Below are 21,926 nucleotides of genomic sequence, written 5' to 3' on the forward strand. Positions count from 1 at the left end.
ATTCCGCGCTTGGCGTCAGCCGGTCTGTGCGCCGGATTGCTTGTCAGCCGGCTCCACACTGGCGGGCGCTGCCGGCACATCGCGCACATGCACATCCATCTGCGGGAACGGGATTTCGATACCGTGGTGCTTCAGCGTGGCCAGGATGCGCGCGTTCAGGTCGGTGTTGACGCCCATGCGGTCATTCATGTCGACAAACACGCGCAACTCGAAGTTGAGCGCGTTGGCCCCCATGGTCACGAACACCGAGGTCGGCGCCGGTTCGCTCATCACGCGCGGGTCGTCACGCGCGACCTGGCGCAGCAGCGCATGCACCTGTGCCGGATCGCTGTCGTAGCCCACGTCCACGCGCAGCACCAGCCGCGTGACGGTGTTGTTCAGCGTCCAGTTGACCACCTCGCTGGTGATGAAGGTCTTGTTCGGGATCAGCACTTCCTTCTGGTCGTAATCCAGCACCGTGGTGGCACGCGTGTGGATGCGGCTGACGGTGCCGGTCAGGTTGCCGATAGTGATGGTGTCGCCGACGCGGAACGGCCGCTCTACCAGCAGGATCAGGCCGGAGACGAAATTGGCAAAAATCTCCTGCAGGCCAAAGCCCAGGCCCACCGACAGCGCCGCCGCCATCCACTGCAGCTGCGACCAGCGCAGCCCCAGCGTCTGCAGCGCCAGAACCATGCCGGCAATCGTGATGGCGTAACGCAGCAGCGTGGTGATGGTGTAGCGCGCCGACGCTGACACCAGGTTGCGCGCACTCAGCAGGATCTCGACCAGGCCGGGCAGGTTGCGCGCCAGACTGATCATGATCGCCAGCAGCAGCATCGAGCCGAGTACGTCACCCAGGCTGACCGGGATATCGGTCTTTTCGCCGGCGGCACCGGTACCGCTGGCATGCCAGAGCACCACGTCATCGAGCTTGAACAGCGCCGGCAGCACCTCGGCCCAGGCCCAGAGCAGGCCCAGCAGCAAGAGCGTGATCAGCAGCGTGCGCACCAGCCGGCGTGATTGTGCGCTGATGTTCACCAGCGTCAGCTCGGGCGCGGTCTGGCGCGGCGTTTCACCGGCTTCCAGGTCCACCACGGTGCTGTTGTCGGCGGCGCTTTCGCCGCGCTCCATCTGGCGGATCGCGATGCGGCGCTCGCTCAGCAGCAGCCAGCGCTTGAACAGGCCGGACAGCACGCCGACGCTGATCAGCACCGCCATGCTGCTCATCAGCGATTGCAGCACGATGGCGCTGGACAGCACATGGCCCATGGCGGCAATCACCAGGCAGAACAGGAAGGCCAGCGGCAGCAGCCAGCGCAGCAGGCGTGTCAAGCGTCGCATGGCGGTGGCCGATTCCGGCTGCTGCTGGTGCTGCTCATGCGTGGCCAGCTGGCCCAGCCACAGGCTGAGCACCGCCATCAACAGCGCCAGCAGCATCAGGCCCAAGCGTGCCTGGCCGCCGACTGCCAGATCGGAGCCGGCATGCAGGGGTACCAGCGCCAGCAGCGCCACCGGCAGAATCGTCACCAGCGCGACCGGCAGCACCTTGCGCAGCGAGGCCAGCCGTTCGCTGCGCCAGTACAGGTGCGCCTGCGCCAGCCCGTCGGGGCGCAACAGCGCCTTGGCAAAGGCCAGCACCATCACCAGGCCGCTGAGCTGCACCAGCGCCTGGCCCCAGGCCGTGACCAGTGGCGACACGCCGGCACCCAGACGCTGCAGGATGTAGCCATTGCCCCAGACGAGCGCGGCCCAGGGCAGCGACAGCACCAGCGTCCATAGCAGCGCCAGCATGGTGTGCAGAAAACTGTCCTGCAGCGGGTTGCGTGTCAGCTGGCCCAGGCGCTGCAGCTCGCGGCGTGCATGGTTGCCGGCGGCAAACAGGCCAATCAGCAGCGCCAGCCCGAGCAGGTAGGAGAGCGGTCGTTGCTGCAGGTCCTGCCAGAGCAGGCGCGCCATCTGCGGCGTGGCTTCCGGTTCCAGCGAGGCGCGCATGCTGGCCGGCAGCTCGCGCAGCCAGCTGGCGTTGATGGCGGCATGGCTGGGCACCCAGAGCAGCTGCTGGTCCATCAGCTTGCGCAGCTCGGAGCCGCGCTCCTCGATCGTGAACAGGGCGGCATGTGATTGCTCCAGCAGCACGATGTGGCGGCGCAGCACCGGCACCAGCTGCCCGATCAGCTCGCCCTGGGTTTGCTGCCAGCGTGCCAACGCCTGCTGGCTGACCAGCATTGCGCTCTGACTGCGTGCTTCCTGCAGGCGGCGCTGTTGTTCGTTCAGGTTGTACAGCTGCAGGCGCAGCTCGCCAATCTGCTGCTCCAGCTTGCGTCGCTGCAGCTGCAGCGCATAGCTGGACGGCATGCCCTGGCGCTGCTTCCACAGCCACTGGCCCATGCTGACACTGCTGCTGCCCAGCTCCAGCCGGGCGCGGGTTTCACGCAGCGATTCGACAATGCGGTCGCGCTGCGCTTCCTGTACCGCCAGCTGCTGCTGGTCCTGCACCACGGCCTGTGATTCGGTCTGCAGCAGGCTGGCCAGTTCCAGGTTCTGCTGCGCCAGCGCGCTGATGGCCGGATCGTCGTCGCTGCTGGCCTGGGCCAGCTGCTGCATTTGGTCGGCCAGTTGCTGCAACTGCTGCTGGCTGTTTTGCGCCAGGCGCTGTTCCAGCCAGCCGATGCGCGGGGCGCGCAGCGCCAGCTGCTGTTTCAGCTCGGCCTGGCGGCTTTCCAGGCGGCGCTGGCGGCTTTCGGTACTGGCCAGCTCCAGCTCGCGCAATGCCAGCCGGGCTTCGGCCTGCCGGTAGCTGGCGGCATCTAGCAGCTGGCGTGCCTGCGAGGCGGCATCGGCATCGGGGCTGCTGCTGGCCGGCGGCGGCGTGTGCACCTGTTGGCGCAGCGCGTTCAGCTCGTCCATCACCTGCGCCGGCTGCAGGATCAGGTCGGTCAGCGCGCGGGTGTTGGCCTGCAGCTGCTGCTCCAACCCGGCCTGGGCGGCGCGCTCATCGGCCAGCAGCTGTTCCAGCTGGCTGTTGCTGGCCTGGGTGGGCAGGCGCTCGGTCCATTGCTGCAGGGCCTGGGCGATCTGTTCCGGGCTGGCCGTGGTGGGCGGGCTGGCCACTTGCCGATTCGCCTGTTCCAGCTGGCGGCGCTCCTGTTGCAGCGCGGTGGCATCGGCCAGGCGCTGTTCGGCATCGTCCAGCAGCGTGAGGACGGGCTTCTGTTCGGCTTCGGGCAGGGCGTCTGCGGTGCTGCGCAACTGGCTGATGTCCTGTTGCAGGCTGTTGGCCGTGGCGCTGCTCGCGGCGGGGCTGGCGGGGCTGGCGGGGCTGGCGCTGTCCTGCGCCTGCAGCAGGCCGCTGCCGGCCAGCAGGGTACACAGCAGCAACAGTTGCAGCCAGCGCGTGGGTACGGCTGGCAGTCGTCGGGATCGGGTCATGGGCGAATCGGGAAAAACGGCTGCGTGTCAGGCCGGCTGTGCGGGCGCCAGCCAGCGCTCGGCCAGGCGCACCCAGAGCATGACGCCGACCGGCAGCACCTCGTCGTTGAAGTCGTAGCTCGGGTTGTGCAGCAGACACGGGCCTTCGCCATGGCCAAGGTGGCGGTGTTCGCCATCGCCATTGCCGAGGAACAGGTAGCAGCCGGGCTTCTGCTGCAGCATGAAGGAGAAGTCTTCCGCCGCCATGGTCGGCTCCTGCTTGTGCACATGGCGCGCGCCCAGCAGCTCGCTGGCGAGATCGTGCATGAACTGCGCCTCGGCACGGCTGTTGACCGTGGGCGGGTAGTTGCGCAGGAACTCGAAATCGACCTCCATGTTGTAGGCACGGGCCGTGTGGATGGAGAGCTCGCGCATGCGCTGCTCGACCAGATCCAGCACCTCGATCGAGAAGGTGCGCACCGTGCCTTGCAGCGTGCAGTTGTCCGGGATGATGTTGGTGGCTTCGCCGGCTTCCAGCATGGTGACCGAGACCACGGCGGCATCGGCCGGGCGCGTGTTGCGCGAGATCACGGTCTGGAACGCCTGCACCAGCTGGCAGGCCACCGGCACCGGGTCATTGGCGTTGTGCGGCATGGCGGCATGGCCGCCCTTGCCGCGCAGGGTGATGCGGAATTCGTTGCTCGATGCCATCACCGGGCCGGCGGAGGCCGCCACGTCGCCGGCTGCCAGGCCGGGCCAGTTGTGCAGGCCGAACACCGCGTCCATCGGGAAGCGCGTGAACAGGCCGTCGTCGATCATGGCCTGGGCGCCGGCACCGCCTTCCTCGGCCGGCTGGAAGATGAAATAGACCGTGCCATCAAAAGCGCGTGTGCTGGCCAGGTGCTGTGCCGCACCCAGCAGGATCGCCGTATGGCCGTCATGGCCGCAGGCGTGCATCTTGCCGGGGTGGCGGCTGGCGTGGGCAAAGGTGTTTTCTTCCTGCACCAGCAGCGCGTCCATGTCGGCGCGGATGCCGACGGCGCGCTCTGACGTGCCGTTGCGCAGCATGCCGACAACACCGGTACGGCCGATGCCGCGGTGCACCTCTATGCCCCACTGCGCGAGTTTTTCCGCCACCAGTTCCGAGGTGCGGTGCTCTTCATAGCACAGCTCGGGGTGGGCGTGGATGTCACGGCGCGTGGCAACCCAGTCCGGGATCTGCTGGCGGATCTCGGCGGGCAGCTGCAGGGTGCGGGAGGCGGAGGTCGGACTGCTCATGCTGGCAGTGTAGCGCGGGATGCCGATGCGGCCAAAAAGAAAAGGCCTGACGCCGCAGCGTACAGGCCTGGCGTGCAGCCGGGATCGGCAGCGTGGATCAGTCCAGCGAATCGATCAGGTCGATGTACTGCTGGCGTGCATCGTCGCCGGAGGTGCCCTTCAGCGCGTTCCAGGCATCCCACTTGGCGCGCGCCACCATGTCGGCAAAGCCGGGCTTGGGGCGCGTGTTGTCGCCCTCGGTGGCCTGCTTGTACAGGCTGTACAGCTTGAGCAGGGTGGCGTTGTCGGGACGCTTGGTCAGTTGCTGGGTGCGCTCGTAAGCGGCTTCGAATGCGGCGTTGAGATCGCTCATGGTGTCTCCTCCTGGGCGGGTGTGGGTTGTGGTGAAAGCCGATTGTAGCGATTTACTGAACGACCGTGCTTTTTTGTTGTAACAACATCCAGTCGACCACCGGGCCGGCGCGGTAGCCGTTGACCAGTTCCAGCAGTTGCTGGCTGATGGCATCGACATCGTGCGCATCCATGTGCTGCAGCAGCTGCGCCAGGCGCGGCTGCAATTCGGCCCAGGGCAGGAACTGCTCGTGCGCCTTCATGATACGCGGATGCTCGGTCGGTTCCGGGTGGTCGCCGATCAGCAATTCCTCGTAGAGTTTTTCGCCGGGGCGCAGGCCGGTGATCTGGATGGCGATATCGCCTTGCGGGTTTTGCGCGTCGCGCACGGTCAGGCCGGATAGCGTCACCATCTGGCGCGCCAGATGCAGGATCTGCACCGGTTCGCCCATGTCCAGCACGAACACGTCACCGCCCGATCCCATGGCGCCAGCCTGCAGCACCAGCTGTGCCGCTTCCGGGATCGTCATGAAGTAGCGCGTCACATCGGCGTGCGTCAGCGTGATCGGGCCACCATGGGCAATCTGCTGGCGGAACAGCGGCACCACTGAGCCGGAGGAGCCGAGCACGTTGCCGAAGCGCACCATGGCCAGGCAGGTGCGGTTGTGGACCGGCTGTTCATTGATCTCACGGCCGACGGCGGCATCGAGCGCGGCAAACGACAGCATCGGGCTGTCGGCCAGCGCCTGCAGGCAGAGCTCGGCCAGGCGCTTGCTGGCGCCCATGATGTTGGTCGGGCGCACCGCCTTGTCGGTGGAGATCAGCACAAAGTGCGGCACGCCGTGCTCGAGCGCGGCGCGCGCCACGGCCAGCGTACCGAACACGTTGTTGGCCAGGCCTTGCACCGGATTGTGCTCCACCATCGGCACGTGCTTGTAGGCAGCGGCGTGGTAGACCGTGTGCGGCTGCCAGGTCTGCATGATCTCGCGCATGTGCTGCAGCTTGCGCACATTGCCCAGCAGCGGCACCAGCTCGGGCGCCTGCGGCAGCGTGGCGGCCTCGGCCTGCAGTTCCTGGTAGATGTTGTACAGGGCGAATTCGCTGTGCTCGACCAGCAGCAGCCGCTGCGGCCCCTGGCGCAGGATCTGGCGGCACAGCTCGCTGCCAATGCTGCCGCCGGCACCAGTCACCAGTACTACCTGATCGGCGATGTTGCGGCGGATCAGCTCGGCATGCGGCGGCACCGGGTCGCGCCCGAGCAGGTCTTCCACATCCAGCTCCTGGAACTGCTGCAGGCCGGCACGGCCGCTGGCCAGCGCTGCCATGCTGGGCACGCTGCGCACATGCACCGGCAGCCCTTGCAGGCTCTGGATGATCTGGTTGCGCTGGCTGCGCGACAGGCTCGGAATCGCCAGCAGCACGTCGGTGACGGCACTGTCGCGCACCACCTCGGGCAGGCGGCTGGAGGGCCAGACCTCCAGCCCGTTGATGCTGTGGTTGGCCTTGGCCGGATCGTCATCGACAAAGCCGATCAGCGTGTACTGGCGCGCGTTGTGCAGCGCGGCGGCCGTCTGTACGCCGGTTTCGCCGGCACCATAGACCAGCAGCCGGCCCTGCTGGCGCGTCTCGTGGCCGCTGGTGTACATGAACAGGCCGCGCACAAAGGCACGGTTGCCGCCCACCAGCAGCAGGAACAGCAGTGGCTGCAGGATGCCGACGCTGCGCGGCACGGCCGTCGGATTGCCAAAGAACACCACGTAGATGAAGAACAGCACGCCATACACGGCCACCGCCTGGATGGTGGTGACCATGGCGCTGAAGCCGGTGTAGCGGAAAATCGCCCGGTACAGGCCGAACTTGACCATGATCGGGATCGCCAGCGCCGGGGCCAGCAGGTAGGCGGTAAGCTGCGTGGCATCTGGCGGCACCCACAGGTCCAGCCGCAGGCTGATGCCCAGCCAGAGTGCCAGCCAGGCGCACAGCACGTCCATCAGCATCGCCATGAGCTGCTTGGGCAGGGTGTTGGAATCAAAAATGCGGGAAGTGGCAGACATGCGGCAGGGCAGGGTTCAGGGCTTGTGCAGGATGCCCACGGTCATGGCGATGATCTTCAGGTCGAGCAGGAAACTGCGCTCGCGCACGTACTGCCGGCACAGCGCCAGCTTGGCCGGCAGGATGATCTCGACATAGGTGCGTTCGGGATCGGCACTGCTGGCCAGCAGCGTGCTTTCGCTGCGGTATTGTACGGAGGCCAGATCGGTGATGCCAGGACGCAGGCTGAGTACCTCGGCGCGGACCTCGTCCGGGTAGAGCGCCACGTAGCGCGGCACCTCGGGACGCGGCCCGACCAGGCTCATGTCGCCGAGCAGCACATTGATTAGCTGCGGCAGCTCGTCCAGCTTGTAGGCGCGGATCAGCTGGCCGCTGCGCGTGATGCGGTCGTCCGCGCCCACGGTGATCTGCAGGCCGGCGTTGTCCTGGCGCATGCTGCGGAACTTGTAGATGCGGAATGGCTGGCCCTGGCGCCCGATGCGCTCCTGCCGGAAGAACACCGGCCCGGGCGAATCGAGCTTGACCCAGGCGGCAATCGCCAGCAGCAGCGGCGCCAACAGCAGCAGGCCGGCGGCCGAGGCCAGCAGGTCAAACAGGCGCTTGAGCAGCAGCGATTTCATGCAGGGCAAGGCAGGGCGTTCAGCCCAGGATGTGCTGCAGCGCCTCGATGATGCGCTCCTGCTCGGCATCGCTCATGGCGGTGAACAGCGGGATGCTGAACATGTGCTGGTAGGCTTTTTCGGCCTCGGGGAACATCGCCGGTGTCAGGCCGTAGGTATCGCGCCAGTAGGGCTGGCGGTGCAGCGGCACGTAGTGCACGCTGGTGCCAATGCCGGCATCGCTGAGCTGCTGGATCACCTCGTCGCGCGTGATGCCGGCATTGTCGGGCAGGCGCAGCACGAACAGGTGCCAGGCGTGGATATCGCCCGCAGGCGCATCAGCCGGCAGGATCAGTGGCAGGTCGTGCAGGCCTTCCAGATAGCGTGCGGCCAGCTGCTGGCGGCGCTGCAGAAAGGCCGGCAGGCGGCGCAGTTGCACCCGGCCCATGGCGCCGGCCATGTCCGTCATGTTGTACTTGAAGCCCGGCGCCACGATCTCGTAATACCAGGCCGGCGTCTTGCTGGTAAAGCGGTCAAAGGCATCGCGGTTGATGCCGTGCAGGCGCATCACGCGCATGCGGGCCGCCATCTCGGCGTTGCGCGTCACCACCATGCCGCCTTCGCCGGTGGTCATGGTCTTGTTGGCGTAGAAGCTGAACACTGCGGCATCGCTGGGCAGCTGGCCGACCAGGGTGCCAGCGTGGGTGGTGGGCAGGGCGTGCGCCGCATCTTCCAGCACGCGCAGGCCGTGGCGATCGGCAATCGCCTGGATCGCCGTCATGTCGCAGGCCAGGCCGCCGTAGTGCACCGGCATGATGGCCTTGGTGCGTGACGTGATCGCGGCCTCGATCTTGGTCACGTCGATGTTCAGCGTCACCGCATCGCAGTCCACCAGCACCGGATCGGCGCCCAGGTAGCGGATCACCTCGGTGGTGGCGGTAAAGGTCAGCGTTGGCGCGATCACCTCGTCACCCGGGCCTATGCCCATGGCTTCGAGTGCCAGGTGCAGGCCAGCGGTGGCCGAGTTGACGGCAATCGCCTGCACGCCGCCACCCAGGTAGTCGGCAAACTCCTCTTCGAAGGCGCGCGTTTCCGGGCCGGTGGTGACCCAGCCGCTGCGCATGGCGTGGCCAACGGCCTCGATTTCTTCCTCGCCAATATCGGGGCGGGCAAACGGGATGAAGGTATTCATGGCTGGCTATTGTCGCAGGCTTGCAGGAATCGGCGTGCCAACACCGGATAAGTGTGGTGTTCCAGCACGAACTGGCGGCCGGCATCGCCCATGCGGGCACGCGTGCCGGCGTCGAGCGCGGCGAGCTGGCGCAGGCCTTCGGCAATCGCCAGCGGATCGGCCGGCGGCACGGTGATGCCGCAGCCGGCTTCGGCCACCGGGTCATTGCCGGCCTCGACCGAGTGCAGCACGACGCAGCGCGCCATCATGTAGTCCATCAGCTTGTTCGGCGCGATGCCGAAACGGTAGATCGGCACGCGCTGCCAGCCGATATAGGCGATATCGGCCACCGCCAGGAAGGACGGTATCTGCGCCTTGGGAATCGGATCAAAAAACGCCACCTTCTCCAGGCCGAGCTGTTGCGCCTGTGCCTGCAGCTTGGCTTTTTCATGGCCGTCGCCGACCAGCACAAAGGCAAACGGCTCGTCACGCAGCAGCGCGGCGGCCTGCAGCATCACCTCCAGCGCGTTGGGCGTGCCGTGCGACCCGGCGTAGCCGACCAGCTGCAGCCCGGCCTGCTTGCAGGCGCGCATGTGCGCGGCCACGTCATCGCGCAGCGGTGGCGGCTCGCCCTGCCATTCGTCCAGCGTGATGCCGTTGGGCACGATATGCAGCTTGTGCAGGTCCAGCCCGTGCTGCTGCATGTGGCCGGCGACCTTGGGCAGCATGCTCACCACCACATCGGCATGGCGATAGGCGTAGTCTTCGGCGGCCTGGCACAGGCGGATGAAGGGGTGTGAGGGCGACATGCCGCCCAGCTCGATGGGCGACAGTGGCCACAGGTCATGCACCTCGAACACCAGCCGGCTGGCCACGCCCTGCTGGCGCGCCAGCTTGACGATGCGGTGCGCGACCCAGATATCCATCGGGTAGGTGCTGGACGCAATCACGATGTCCGGCCGGAAGGTGCGTGCGATCTCGCCGGCATCGCGCCAGACCTGGCGCAGAAAGCTCCAGATGTTCTTCACGCGGCCCAGACCGTTGCCGCTGTAGGCGGGTGTTGGATACCAGTGGTAGTCGATGCCGTCGATCAGCTCATGGTGGCGGCTGCCGGCCTGTTCGGGCTGGCGTGCGCGCACATGGCTGTAGTCGGCGGCGACCATGCGCACCGCATGGCCGGCCTGCACCCATTCGCGTGCCAGGTAGTAGGGCCGGTATTCCATGCCGTGGCGCGGGCTGCCGGCGTAGTGGTTCAGGTAGAGGATGTTCATCGGGAAGAAAGGGTCTGCACCAGCTGGCGGATCGCCGGCGGGAACAGGCCATGTTGTTGCACCCAGTCGCGGTTCTGGCGCGCGATGTCGGCGGCGCGCGCCTGCAGCGCCGGCAGGGCTTGCGGCACGGCCTGGTCCAGATCGATGGCGTCGGCGGGCACGATCCAGCCATTGTGGCCATCGTGCACCAGCTCGCGGTTCGCCGGTAGATCGCTCAGCAGCGGGATGCAGCCGTAGGCCATGGCTTCGAGTACCGAGACCGCGACCGAATCGCTCTCAGGCTGGCTCAGGTACCACTGGGCGCGCCCATAGTGCTCGGCCTGTTGCTGCGCCGACAGGCGGCCGACAAAGCGCACCTGCGGCTGCAGGCCGCGCTGCGCCACCCACTGCTCCAGCTGCGGGCGCAGGCTGCCGTCATTGGCGATGAGCAGTTGCGCCTGTGGCTGCCAGGCGGCGATGGCGGCAAACAGCTCCAGCACGCGCTGCGGCTGGTAGATCGGCTCCAGCCCGCGGTTGGCGTAGCAGAGCCAGGGTTGTTTTGGCTGGCGCGACAGCACTGGCAGGCTGTCCAGCCCGAACGGAAAAGTCAGCACCTCGCGCGCGCCCAACTGCTGCATGATGCCCGTCATGTGCTGCGAATCGCTGGTGCAGAGCGCGGCGCTGCGCAGGATGGAGCGCGTCAGCCAGCTGTAGGCCGCGTGGCGCTGCGGCGTGACCAGGATGTCGCTGCCCCAGGCCGAGGCGATCAGCCGGCCGCGCAGCCGGCCAAAGCGCTTGGCCAGCAGCGCCAGCGTGCCGTGCGAGGTCAGGTAGTGCGGGTTGATCCAGTCGGCATCGACCTGCTGCAGCCAGCGCGCGACTTGCGGCGCTTTTTTCAGCAGCGCGATATTGCCGCCGCCATGGGCCGGGTCGGTGTCCAGCGCCAGCCGCCGGGCTTGCGGCACCAGCCGGGCCAGTTCGGGCGCAAAGCCGCGGCTGCTGCAGATCCACAGCTCCACCAGCGGTTGCAGCGCGGTCGCCCATTTCAGCAGATGCGGGCTGTCGCCATCGCCAATCAGCACGTAGCGCAGGCGCGATGCGGCAGCCGGCTGGACCTGCGGCTGGCTGGCGCGGGCCACGGCCTGGCTGATCGGGGAAGCGGCGGGATCGTACGGGCGGGAACGGCTCATGCGTCGGATGCGGGAAGTTGGCCGGCCCAGCGCTCGTAGGCGGCGCGGTAGTCGGGGTGCTGCTGCAGCCAGGCGGCGTCCTGCTGGCGCGTATCGCCCACTACGCGCGCCGGGTTGCCGGCCAGCACGGCAAAGTCGCCAAACTGGCCGCGCACGCGGCTGCCGGCGGTCACCAGGCAGCCCTTGCCGAGTACCGTGCCGGCTTCGATCAGGCTGTGCGGGCCGATAAAGCAGTGCGTACCAATCGCAATCGGTGCGCGGATATCGCTGGGCTGGCTGCCATCAGGCGCGGCCGCCGGCACGCCGGACAGGCGCGCCGCCACGCGCACGCTGCGGTGCGTGCTGTGGCTGACGATGCTGATGAAATTGGTCACCTGCGTGCCGGCACCGATGCTGATGCCGCTGCTGGCTTCGATAAAGTTGAAGTGGCCGATGAACACGTCGTCACCCAGCGTGAGCCGCTCTTCGTGCTCGATGCAGCTGCTGGGCGAGATGCGCGTGTGCGGTAGTGCCCGGCCCTGGCTGGATTCGCCAAACAGCACGCGAAAGAACAGCAGCCGCCAGAGACGACGGCGCAGGCGGTTCAGGTGCGCGCGCAGGCGCAGGGACAGGCTGGAATCGGACATGCAATGCGTATTGTCCCCTATGCCAGGGCGTTCAGGGCTGTTCTTCGACCAGTTCACGCACGCCAGGGTCGGCCGGGTCCTGCGGTTCCGGCTGTGGAATATCGCGCCAGAAGGCCAGCCGCCAGAAGTAGATGCCAAAGTAGAGCAGCATCGCGGCCGATACCGCCCAGCCACCGGCCACCAGCCCGCCGAGCTGCAGGCCAAGCGCCAGCGAGAGCACAAACGCCGCCTGGCCCACCAGCGCCCAGCGGAAGGCCCAGCGCTGCGCCTTCCAGGCCATGGTGACCACCGCCAGCGGCGCCGCGACAAAGTGCGCGGCAATATACGGTGCCAGTGCGCGTGCCAGCTCGCCGGCCTCGGACCACTGCGGGCCAAACACGGTCACGAACAGCCAGGGCCCGGCCAGCATCAGCACCAGCATCAGCACGATGCCCATGGCGGCCAGCAGCAGCATCACCTGGCGCACGGCGCGGCGGGCTTCCTCCGGTTGCGCACCGCTCAGGCGCGGGTAGAGTGCCTGCGACACCGCGCTGCCGACCAGCGTGGCCGGTGCTTTCAGATAGCGCAGCGCCAGGCCCCAGAAGCCGGCGGCCGCTTCGCCGGTCCAGGTGATCAGCAGCGCCACCGCCACCGCATCCTGCAGCGTGCCCAGAAAGGCATGCGGCGTGTTCAGCAGCGGAAAATCCCGATGTTCGCGCGCAGCCTGGCGCATGGCGCTGGCCAGGGCGCCATCGGCCGAACCCGGCAGCACGCCACGCCAGCCACCCTCGGGTGCCGGACGGAGCAGTACCAGGCAGGCGATCAGCGCGGCGGCTATCGGTGCCGCCAGCAGCGCCCAGGCCTGATCCGACCCGACCGGCGCGCGGTGTTGCAGCCACAGTGCATAGCCGATGGCCACCTGCAGCACGGCGGTACCGCCATATTGCAGCACCCGCGCCACTGCCAGCGCACGAAAGCGGTGCGCACGGTTGCTCCACAGCATCAGCAGCTGCAACAGGCCGGCCGCCAGCATCGCCAGCGGCAGTAGCTGCGGCAAGGGCAGGTAGCCCAGCGCATGCAGCGCCCAGGCCAGCGGCAGGCACAGCAACAGCACGATCAAGCCTATGCGCAGGCACAGCGCCAGCAGCGCACGCGCTTCGCGTCCGTCGCGCGCCATGGGCAGGGCGAATTCGTAACGCGCACAGGCGACGACCGCCACCGTGGCGGCGATGGTGCTGAAGCTGGTGAACAGGCCAAACGCCTCCGGCGTGAACAGCCGCGTGATCAGCGGGCCGAGCAGTAGCGGAATCAGCTGCGCCAGCGCGCCGCCGGCCAGCAGGGTGAGGGTGGCGCGGAGCAGGCTCACGGCAGGGCCTTGGGGGTGGGGGAATTCATGCGCTTATTATTCCGCAGCTTGCGGCTCGATAAGTGTAGTAAATAAGAATTAAAATGAGATCGTGAAGGGATTTTTCCCTCATTTATATAAATATCATCAGCTGATACAATGTTCGAGCGAGAAGACGATGGCATTTCCACTTTGCTGGATCTGGATGGGCAAGTCCTGGATCAGGGCAATGGCTACTGGATCAAGATTGATGCCTGGCGTGTGCCAGCCAGTCCGGATATTCCGCATGGGGTGCGTTATGCCTTGTCCTTGCACGAACCGTATGGCACGCGGATCCTGGGCTATGACAATGCCCATGCCGTCAGGCCACCCAACAAGTTCAAGTTTGTCGGCAGGCGTCTGCCCTATGATCATCGGCATCGACATGCCAGAGACAAGGGGGTGCCGTATGTCTTTCAGGATGCCCACCAGTTGCTGGTGGATTTTTTTCAGGAAGCAGACCAGGTCCTGCAGGAGTTGAAACAGCGATGAAGGCAGTAGTCATTGGCATCATGTCGCAGGAGCGCATGCGCGAGCGTGTGCTGGCGATTGCACGTGGCGAGTACAAGCCCAGGCCGGGGGAGCCCAAGGTGTGGTTTACTTCCATGCGGTCGCTGGCCGAAGTGCTGAGTGACGAGAATCGCGCCTTGCTGCAGGTGATCCAGCAGAGCAAGCCGGAATCGATCAGCGCGCTGGCCGAGTTGACTGGACGCAAGCCGGGCAATCTGTCGCGCACGCTCAAGACCATGGCCAATTACGGTTTTGTCGAGATGCGACGTGAGCAGCGCCATGTGCGGCCCATCGCCAAGGCCACTAGCTTTCGCATCATGGCCTGAAAATCGGCGTCAGGCTGCCAGCGCCTCCCGCAACGCCAGCACCACCTGCTCCTGCTGCGCCGGCTGCAGGTCCGCGCTCATCGGCAGACTCATCACCTCACGCGCGAGCGCATCGGCGACCGGCGTGGGGCGATCGCACAGGCCCTGGTAGGCCGGTTGCTGGTGCATGGGAATCGGGTAATGCACGGCGGTGGGGATGCGGGCGGCTTGCAGGCGTTGCTGTACCTGCTCGCGGTTCGGCACCTTGACGGTGTACTGGGCAAACACGCTGGTGCGGCCCGGTCGTTGCACGATGCGGCTGATACCGGCTGCGTCCATCAGCTGGTTGTAGCGCGCACCCAGCGCCAGGCGCTGCTGCACTTCCCAGTCAAAGCGTTCCAGCTTGGCCAGCACGATGGCGCACTGCAGCGTGTCCATGCGGCCGCCCACGCCGATGCGGGTGTGCGTGTAGCGCTTGCTCTGGCCGTGGATGCGGATTTCGCGGCAGGCCTGCGCCAGCGCATCATCGTGCGTGAAGATGGCACCGCCATCGCCATAGCAGCCAAGCGGCTTGCTCGGGAAGAAGCTGGTGCAGCCGAAAGTGCTGAGGTTGCAGCTCTCGCGGCCGTCCAGTTGCGCGCCCAGGCTTTGCGCCGCATCTTCGATTACCGGGATGTTGCCGTGCGCCGCCGCGATCGCATTGATGGCGTCCATGTCCGGCACCTGGCCGTAGAGGCTGACCGGCATGATCGCGCGGGTACGTGGCGTGATGGCCGCCTCGATCTGGTTGGCATCGATCAGGCCGGTATCGGCCTCGACATCCACCCAGACCGGCACCGCGCCCAACAGGGCGATGACTTCCGCCGTGGCGGCAAAGGTGAAGGGCGTGGTGATGACTTCGTCACCGGGGCGGATGCCGAGCGCCATCAGGCTGATCAGCAGCGCTTCGGTGCCGCTGGAGACGCTGATGCAGTGGGCGGTGCCGGTGCGTGCCGCCAGTGCGGCCTCCAGTTCGGCCACCTCCGGGCCCATGATGTACTGGCCGTGGTCGAGCACGCGCTGCATGCGGGTGTGGATGCTGTCTTGCAGCGCGGCGTATTGGGTTTTCAGGTCAATGAATTGCATGGGAGTCGTGTATTGCAGCAAGCCAGGTTGGCAGGGGCTGCCCCAGCACTTGCCAGTGCTGATCGTGATACAGCAGATAGGGGTGGTGGGGGCGCTCCCAGTTGTCGTACAGCATGGCCAGGTTTGCCAGGCTGAGCGCCTTGGGAATATTGTGCATGCTGGCCTGGTAGCGCCGGCGTATTGTGTCTGGTTCGATGTCATGCAGGCCGCGTTCGGCGCGTTCGCGTACCCGCTCGATATTGCAGTCAGAGCTGGGCAGGCCGACATAGTGCAGTTCTACCCAGTAACCGGCACGGCGTGCTTCCTGCATACGTCGGAAAATGCTTTCTCCGGACAGCGTGGTTTCCAGCGAGAACGGATGCTGTGATTGCAGGACCTGGTGGAAGCGGCGCAGGGTCTCACGCGCAGCAGCAATGTCCACGGTGCGTGGTGCCGCTGGGCAGATTTCGCGTGCGATGGCGTCTGGATCCAAGTGCAGCATGTCCGGATAGTCACCGGCCTGCCGCTCGCGCATGGTGGATTTGCCCGCTCCGTTGGCCCCGGCGTAAAACAGCGCCAGGGGCTGTGTCATGGACGTGGCGCAGGGTGCAGCACGACGACCCGGCCATCCGGGTAATGGCGGGCCACGCGTCCCAGGGTATCAGGCTCTACCACCGGGTATTGCTTGCGATATTCGGCGAAATAGGCGGTCGAGCGCTGTGCCGTTTGCATGGCCTGCGCCAGTGCCTGTCGCACGCGACTGGAGGCAGAAACGGTAGAAGAAGGCGTCATGGACAGCGTCATCCTGTGGAAACATCAATGCCTGCATTGTACGTTGCAGCCCGGTATCCGTGTGTAAGGCAGCCCGTAGCGCTTTAGTTGCCCGTTGGCGTCATCTCTACCTGGCCATCCCGCAGCAGGTAACGGTCACCAGTGTGCGGGCAACCCGCCTCGCCATCCCCCGCCAGTGGCAATGCCAGCCGCTCGCCAAAACGGCTCATCCAGCCGATCTGACGTGCCGGTACGCCGACCACCAGGGCAAAGTCGGGCACGTCTTTCTGCACCACGGCACCGGCACCGACAAAGGCGTAACGCCCCACGGTGCTGCCGCAGACGATGGTGGCGTTGGCACCGATAGTGGCCCCTTGCTTGACCAGGGTGCGGCGATATTCGGCCTTGCGCGCCACGGCAGCGCGCGGGTTGTACACATTGGTAAACACCATGCTCGGGCCGCAGAACACGTCATCTTCGAGCGTGACGGCATCGTAGACGCTGACGTTGTTCTGGATCTTGACGTTGTTGCCGATCAGCACGTCGTTGCCGACGAACACGTTCTGGCCCAGCGAGCAGCCGCTGCCAATGCGGGCACCGCCGCAGACGTGGACCCAGTGCCAGATGCGGGTGTCGTGGCCGATCTGGGCGCCGTCGTCGATGATGGCGCTGGGGTGGGCGGTGTAGGAGGGCAAGGGGGATGTCATGCTGCGTATTGTGCTTGAAGCATGGCTGAAGATGTGATGGGCAGATGCTTTTACTGTGTATGCAAATTTGTTCAGAAATCTTGTTTTGCATCTGTTTTCGTGTAACTGTACAAGCATTTGTGCAAACGTGACTCCAGTTCATGGAGGTGCAAACGGCGCAAGTTGTGCCACAATCAAAATCGAATTTTTCACGAGTGCGATGTTTGTCAACGTTTTCGCGTAAGCAAAAAAGGAAATGTGTAGCATGGATGTGGGCTTCCTGGCGTTGCAGCAGCAATATGGCATCCAGCTGGTGCAGCCCTTGCGCGTTCAATCGGTGATCGGTGGCTCACGCTCCCGGACAGAAACAGCTGATGGATGGGTGCGCAACCAGTATCCGTCGAGCTACACGCCGGAGGGGAGCTTTGCCGGACACTTTGCTTTCGGGCTCAAGTACGAAGAGCTGCATCTGGAGTTCTTCAGTCGTCTTTTTGCGCAAATTCCACCAGCTCTGGTGGAAGACTGGTGCCGGAGGGAGCCCTATGGCCAGTATGCACGCAGGACTGGCTTCCTCTATGAATGGCTGACCGGGCGCTCGCTGGATGTTCCGAATCTGAGTCGGGGTAGCTACCTGGATCTGGTGTCGTCTGACATCTATTTCACCCGGAGCAACCCAGAGCTGGATGCACGTTGGCGCATCAGGAACAACCTGCCAGGTACACCAGCTTTTTGTCCTGTCGTACGGCGTAGCTCAGAGTTGCAGCAGGCGCTGGCGTTTGACTTGTCTTTGGCCTTGCAGGCGCTGGACAGCGAGTTTGGCGCAGACGTGCTGTTGCGCACGGCATCGTGGCTGACGTTCAAGGAGTCCCGGGCGAGCTTTCTGATTGAAAAGGAAGCGGACCAGGCTGACCGGATTGCACGTTTTGCCCATGTGATTGCACAGCATAGTGGCCGCTTGCCTGAGCCCTTGGGCTGCGACGGCTTGCAGGTTCTGCAGCAAGGCATTCTGGGGGACGGTGCCATGCGGCTGGGTGTGCGCATGTCACCGGTGTTTGTGGGGCAATCCAGCTTGCGGGAAGATGTGGTGCATTACATCGCTCCGCATCATGAGGCTGTCCCGGAGATGCTGGATGGCCTGCAGTTGCTGGAGAAGAATACGCGCGGGCAGGAGGCCATCGTGCGCGCCGCCGTACTGGCATTCGGCTTTGTCTATATTCATCCCATGGCAGATGGGAATGGACGGATCCACCGTTTCCTGATCAATGACACGTTGCAGCGGGATGGCGCTATTCCGCAGGGCATCATTCTGCCGATATCAGCCACGATCACCCATGTGCGGGAGTTCGCGCAGGGTTATGACCAGGTGCTGGAGGGCTTTTCCCGGCCCTTCATGCAGCGCTATGCCAGCGATTACGCCTTTGGTCCAGTTACGGCATATGCCGATGGAGTGCGTTCCAACCTGGTGTTTGATGCGTATGAAGACGCTCTGGCGGCATGGCGCTATCCGGACTTGACACAGCATGTTCTTTACACGGCACAAGTCATTGCCCATACGGTAGAGCATGAAATGGCAGATGAGGCCAGGGTGCTACTGACGTTCCAGCTGGCGCAAGAGCGTATCAAGGATGTGCTGGAAATGCCGGATGCCGATGCGGCGCGGATGATCCGCTCCATCAAGGAAAACGGTTGGAAAGTGTCGGGCAAGTTGCGGCAAGAGTACCCCTTGCTGGATGACCAGGCGCTGGCCCTGCGCCTGATTGAGGCGATACGGTCCGCGTTTGAAGATCGCGAGCCTTGGCCGATTATCGAATAAGCCGCCCCAGCACCGGATGCCCCCGCCCATCCCTTGCCGCCACCGGCTGCGCGGTACGGATCACATTCACCGTCTCGATGCAGTGGCGCGCATCGTCCAGGCCGTAGCCGCGGCCGGCCAGGATTTCTTCGTAGCTGACCTTGTGCAGCTCGGTAAAGCCTTCGGAGAATTCCAGTTCTTCGCCGTTGATGTCGATGCTGCGGTAGGTGGTCTTCTTGCCCTTGACTTCGTCGGGCAGGTCATTGGCGTCGATGGAGAGAAACCAGCGCACGCGGGCGCGTTCGTATTCCAGGTAGCCGGCGGCCTTGGTTTCGCCGCTGTAGTGGACGACGTTGTCCTGCAGTTGGCCAAAGACGAAGTGCAGCATGTCGTAGAAGTGCACGCCAATGTTGGTGGCCACGCCAAAGGACTGGCGCGGGTCGCCTTTCCAGCTTTCCAGGTACCACTTGCCCCGGCTGGTGATGTAGGTGAGGGTGACGTCAAACTTGGTGTCGGCCGGCATGGCGGCGACTTTTTCTCGCAGCGCCAGGATGGCATCGTGGTGGCGCAGCTGCAGGATGTTGTAGACGCGCTTGCCGGTTTCCTGCTCTACCAGGGCCAGGTCGTCCAGCAGTTCGGGCGTGGGGACCAGCGGTTTTTCGCAGATGACGTCGCAGCCCAGACGCAGGCCGGCGGTGATTTGCGGGTGGTGCAGGTAGTTGGGGGTGCAGATGCTGACGTAATCCAGCGCGGTGGCGGGATCGCGCTTGAGGCGGTGCGCGTAGTCGTAGAAGCGCTCGAATTCGGTAAAGAATTCGCTTTGTGGCGAGATGCTGTCGATGATGCCGACCGAGTCGTTGATGTCGTAGGCCACGGCCAGGTGGTGGCCAAGGTCACGGATGGCGTGCATGTGGCGCGGAGCGATGTAGCCGGCGGCGCCGATAAGGGCGAAGTTCTTGGTGGTCATGGTGCGTTGTATTGTCTGTCAAGAGAGTAGTTGCGGTAGCTGTCAGCTTGTGTACACCATACGTGTGCATACAAGTTTTCTGTTGACAATGAGGTGCCTGCAGGTATAATTTTTGCAACACGGCCCCTCTCGACGAGTCTGTTTTGCAGATGAGTTGCTGAGGGGTTTTTTACGTCCGTGTGTTCCAGATATCTTGCCAGTTTTCAGGGGCGCCCATGCCTGCCAGGTTGACGTCCAGATGCCCCAGGTCGGGAAAGGCAAGCAAGTGATCTCGCATGCGCTGCGGCCAGCTGGAATGGGGGTTGATCACCATTAGCAGATGACATGTCATCTTCAACAGCAGGAAGCAGCGCGCCTGAGCATGCGCATTGCCGATGAAAGCAGACGTCCAGCCCAGCTCTTGCGCTGATGCCAGCTTGGGCTGATCAACGATGTTCCGGTTCCATAACCGGCTGTGATGTGCGCACACATTGCGCAGATAGTTCAGACTTCTGAACCAGGTCGAGAGCGTACGTCCATTGCGAACGCCATACAGGTGTGCAATGGCATCCTGGTCTGATTCATGCATGCCACTGAACAGGCTGGAAAGCGTTCCGAAATCCCAGACTTCGCAAGCCACCCACATCGCCAAGGGCAAGCCGTACTTGGTCTTGTTGTGTTGTACGAACTCTTCCTTTGACCGCTTGATCAATTGCGCCTGCTTGTTCAGCCAGGCATGGTGAGGTGTCAAGCCGGTTTTGGGATCCAGTTCTTCGCTGAACTTCCTGTGAAAGTGGGAGGGATTCAGATAGGCGAAAGGGTCAGTGCGTCCCAAGGTGTGGGAGACATGGACACGGAGCGCGATTTCGATGCGCTCGATGGCGTCCAGCACCAGCAGTCGAAGCTTCTTGTCAAAGACGTAGAGGTCTACGGCGTTCTGGAATGTGGTGCCAGGCTTGAATGTGTCCAGGGCAAGCTTGTCTTCGCGGATTTTGGCGGGCTTTGTGCCCTGCAGGCTCAATGGACAGCAGGTTCCGCTGCGTTCCCGGAAGGCAAACCAGTAGCCGCTGAGCCGGTAGTACCCTATGCGCTCGAGGTAGTCCAGGGCGCGGTCAGTGTCATTCACCGTCATGCCACGTGACTGGAGCAATGCAAGTTGCTCGGAATAGCTTTTCCAGGGTTTGGGATAGCGCATGGATGGGGGGCTCACATTCCTGGAGTATTACAACCGGAACACTGTAAACCCCTCCGCCCCCGCCGCATGCCGGTCAAACAGGCTCTTCACATCCGCCAGAATCGGCTTGTCCCCGTGCGCCAGCGGCCGCAGCTGTGCCGGGGTGAGGCTGCGGTAGGCGCTGTGGCCCACGGCGACGACAAGCACATCCACCGGGTGCTCGGCATCAATGGTCTGCAGCTCGATGCCGTATTCATGGCGGACTTCGTCCGGGTCGGCGACGGGGTCGCTCACGACCACCTGCATGCCCCAGCTTTCAAATTCACGCACCATGTCCACGACCTTGCTGTTGCGGATGTCGGGGCAGTTTTCCTTGAAGGTGATGCCGAGAATGCCGACCTTGCAGCGCGGGGCGTCCATGCCTTGTTGCAGCATGAGCTTGATGGTGTTGCGCGCGACGTAGCGCGCCATGTTGTCGTTGATGCGGCGGCCGGCCAGGATGACTTGCGGGTTGTAGCCGACGGCCTGGGCCTTGTGGGTGAGGTAGTAGGGATCGACGCCAATGCAGTGGCCGCCGACCAGGCCGGGGCGGAAGGGCAGGAAGTTCCATTTGCTGCCCGCTGCTTCCAGCACTTCCACCGTGTCGATGCCGAGGCGGGCGAAGAGGACGGAGAGTTCGTTGACGAAGGCGATGTTGAGGTCACGCTGGGTGTTTTCGATGACCTTGGCGGCTTCTGCGACCTTGATGCTGCTGGCGGGGTAGGTGCCGGCGGTGATGATGCTGGCGTAGAGGGCATCGACGGCTAGGGCGGTAGCTGCGGTGCTGCCGCTGGTGATTTTCTTGATCTTGGTGAGGGTGTTGACCTTGTCACCGGGATTGATGCGTTCGGGGCTGTAGCCGCAGTAGAAGCCCTGGGCCGGATCGGTATCGGCCTCGTTGCCGCTGTGGATGTAGCGCAGGCCGGAGGCTTTTTCCAGTTCGGGGACGCAGACTTCTTCGGTGGCGCCGGGGTAGACGGTGGATTCGTAGATGACGATGTCGCCCGGCTTGAGCACGCTTCCAACGGTCTGGCTGGCCTTGATGAGCGGGGTCAGGTCCGGTTGCATGGCGTCATCGACCGGGGTGGGGACGGTGACGATGAAGATGCGGCAGTCGCGCAGGTCGGCGGCCTGGCTGGTGTAGCGCAGCTGGCTGGCAGCCTGGAGCTGTTCGGGCGTGGTTTCGAGCGTGGCGTCGTGGCCCTGGCGCAGTTCGTCAATGCGCTGCGGGTTGATGTCGAAGCCGACAACCGGGCGGACGCGGCCAAATTCCACGGCCAGGGGGAGGCCAACGTAGCCTAGGCCGATGACGGCGATGGGGGAAGTGGTGTGCATGGATACGGCAGAAAA

20 protein-coding genes are annotated in these 21,926 nt (G+C 64.6%); 3 read left to right on the forward strand and 17 right to left on the reverse strand.

Going from position 1 to position 21,926, the window contains the following annotated elements; translation table 11 throughout:
- Window positions 1-15: 15 nt before the first annotated feature.
- The 10 genes from V1261_RS05885 to V1261_RS05930 all read right to left on the reverse strand — a co-directional run bounded on the left by V1261_RS05885 (window position 16) and on the right by V1261_RS05930 (window position 13,231).
- On the reverse strand, window positions 16-3,411 hold the full coding sequence (locus V1261_RS05885) for a mechanosensitive ion channel domain-containing protein (protein ID WP_329770692.1): 3,396 nt from the start codon (window positions 3,409-3,411) through the stop codon (window positions 16-18).
- A gap of 27 nt (window positions 3,412-3,438) precedes the next feature.
- Window positions 3,439-4,668 (reverse strand): M20 aminoacylase family protein, encoded by a 1,230-nt coding sequence (locus V1261_RS05890; RefSeq protein WP_329770693.1) that lies wholly within the window; start codon window positions 4,666-4,668, stop codon window positions 3,439-3,441.
- A 97-nt stretch (window positions 4,669-4,765) separates the two neighbouring features.
- On the reverse strand, window positions 4,766-5,020 hold the full coding sequence (locus V1261_RS05895; protein WP_329770694.1) for an acyl-CoA-binding protein: 255 nt from the start codon (window positions 5,018-5,020) through the stop codon (window positions 4,766-4,768).
- A 52-nt stretch (window positions 5,021-5,072) separates the two neighbouring features.
- The gene (locus V1261_RS05900) at window positions 5,073-7,052 is read right to left on the reverse strand and encodes a polysaccharide biosynthesis protein (protein WP_329770695.1); all 1,980 of its coding nucleotides are present in this window, start codon (window positions 7,050-7,052) and stop codon (window positions 5,073-5,075) included.
- Between the two features lie 15 nt (window positions 7,053-7,067).
- Window positions 7,068-7,658 carry a sugar transferase gene (locus V1261_RS05905; RefSeq protein WP_329770757.1) on the reverse strand — a complete coding sequence of 197 codons (591 nt, stop codon included), beginning with the start codon at window positions 7,656-7,658 and terminating at the stop codon, window positions 7,068-7,070.
- A 31-nt stretch (window positions 7,659-7,689) separates the two neighbouring features.
- Window positions 7,690-8,841, reverse strand: a complete 1,152-nt coding sequence (locus V1261_RS05910) for a DegT/DnrJ/EryC1/StrS family aminotransferase (RefSeq protein ID WP_329770696.1) — start codon at window positions 8,839-8,841, stop codon at window positions 7,690-7,692.
- Window positions 8,838-10,091 carry a glycosyltransferase family 4 protein gene (locus V1261_RS05915; protein ID WP_329770697.1) on the reverse strand — a complete coding sequence of 418 codons (1,254 nt, stop codon included), beginning with the start codon at window positions 10,089-10,091 and terminating at the stop codon, window positions 8,838-8,840. Before V1261_RS05915 ends, V1261_RS05910 begins: the two co-directional genes overlap by 4 nt.
- The gene (locus V1261_RS05920) at window positions 10,088-11,260 is read right to left on the reverse strand and encodes a glycosyltransferase (RefSeq protein ID WP_329770698.1); all 1,173 of its coding nucleotides are present in this window, start codon (window positions 11,258-11,260) and stop codon (window positions 10,088-10,090) included. Before V1261_RS05920 ends, V1261_RS05915 begins: the two co-directional genes overlap by 4 nt.
- On the reverse strand, window positions 11,257-11,886 hold the full coding sequence (locus V1261_RS05925; protein WP_329770699.1) for an acyltransferase: 630 nt from the start codon (window positions 11,884-11,886) through the stop codon (window positions 11,257-11,259). The genes V1261_RS05920 and V1261_RS05925 overlap by 4 nt, the downstream gene beginning before the upstream one ends.
- Window positions 11,887-11,917: 31 nt before the next feature.
- Window positions 11,918-13,231 (reverse strand): lipopolysaccharide biosynthesis protein, encoded by a 1,314-nt coding sequence (locus tag V1261_RS05930; protein ID WP_329770700.1) that lies wholly within the window; start codon window positions 13,229-13,231, stop codon window positions 11,918-11,920.
- 138 nt (window positions 13,232-13,369) lie between these two features.
- Between V1261_RS05930 and V1261_RS05935 the strand changes: the two genes are divergently transcribed.
- The gene (locus V1261_RS05935) at window positions 13,370-13,741 is read left to right on the forward strand and encodes a toxin-antitoxin system TumE family protein (RefSeq protein ID WP_329770701.1); all 372 of its coding nucleotides are present in this window, start codon (window positions 13,370-13,372) and stop codon (window positions 13,739-13,741) included.
- Entirely contained in the window at window positions 13,738-14,085 is a 348-nt protein-coding gene (locus V1261_RS05940) for an HVO_A0114 family putative DNA-binding protein (RefSeq protein WP_329770702.1), read from the forward strand. Before V1261_RS05935 ends, V1261_RS05940 begins: the two co-directional genes overlap by 4 nt.
- 9 nt (window positions 14,086-14,094) lie before the next feature.
- Here V1261_RS05940 and V1261_RS05945 read toward each other — a convergent pair whose 3' ends face one another.
- From V1261_RS05945 to V1261_RS05960, 4 genes are all read right to left on the reverse strand, one after another.
- Complete coding sequence (locus tag V1261_RS05945; RefSeq protein WP_329770703.1) at window positions 14,095-15,189, reverse strand: DegT/DnrJ/EryC1/StrS family aminotransferase; 1,095 nt, start codon at window positions 15,187-15,189, stop codon at window positions 14,095-14,097.
- Window positions 15,176-15,760, reverse strand: a complete 585-nt coding sequence (locus tag V1261_RS05950; protein ID WP_329770705.1) for an AAA family ATPase — start codon at window positions 15,758-15,760, stop codon at window positions 15,176-15,178. Before V1261_RS05950 ends, V1261_RS05945 begins: the two co-directional genes overlap by 14 nt.
- On the reverse strand, window positions 15,757-15,960 hold the full coding sequence (locus tag V1261_RS05955) for a hypothetical protein (RefSeq protein WP_329770706.1): 204 nt from the start codon (window positions 15,958-15,960) through the stop codon (window positions 15,757-15,759). Before V1261_RS05955 ends, V1261_RS05950 begins: the two co-directional genes overlap by 4 nt.
- An 83-nt stretch (window positions 15,961-16,043) precedes the next feature.
- Window positions 16,044-16,646, reverse strand: coding sequence for an acyltransferase (locus V1261_RS05960; protein ID WP_329770707.1), 603 nt, complete (start codon window positions 16,644-16,646; stop codon window positions 16,044-16,046).
- A 244-nt stretch (window positions 16,647-16,890) separates the two neighbouring features.
- Here V1261_RS05960 and V1261_RS05965 point away from each other — a divergent pair, with 244 nt between their 5' ends.
- The gene (locus V1261_RS05965) at window positions 16,891-18,438 is read left to right on the forward strand and encodes a Fic family protein (RefSeq protein WP_329770708.1); all 1,548 of its coding nucleotides are present in this window, start codon (window positions 16,891-16,893) and stop codon (window positions 18,436-18,438) included.
- Here V1261_RS05965 and V1261_RS05970 read toward each other — a convergent pair.
- The 3 genes from V1261_RS05970 to V1261_RS05980 form a co-directional block, all read right to left on the reverse strand.
- On the reverse strand, window positions 18,428-19,384 hold the full coding sequence (locus V1261_RS05970; RefSeq protein ID WP_329770709.1) for a Gfo/Idh/MocA family protein: 957 nt from the start codon (window positions 19,382-19,384) through the stop codon (window positions 18,428-18,430). The genes V1261_RS05965 and V1261_RS05970 overlap by 11 nt on opposite strands.
- 169 nt (window positions 19,385-19,553) lie before the next feature.
- Window positions 19,554-20,558 (reverse strand): Abi family protein, encoded by a 1,005-nt coding sequence (locus tag V1261_RS05975; protein ID WP_329770710.1) that lies wholly within the window; start codon window positions 20,556-20,558, stop codon window positions 19,554-19,556.
- 27 nt (window positions 20,559-20,585) lie between these two features.
- Window positions 20,586-21,911, reverse strand: coding sequence for a nucleotide sugar dehydrogenase (locus tag V1261_RS05980; protein ID WP_329770711.1), 1,326 nt, complete (start codon window positions 21,909-21,911; stop codon window positions 20,586-20,588).
- Between the last annotated feature and the right edge of the window lie 15 nt (window positions 21,912-21,926).

This window comes from Brachymonas sp. J145, from assembly GCF_036312245.1.
In the GTDB taxonomy this organism is placed as follows: Bacteria; Pseudomonadota; Gammaproteobacteria; order Burkholderiales; family Burkholderiaceae_C; genus Brachymonas; species Brachymonas wangyanguii.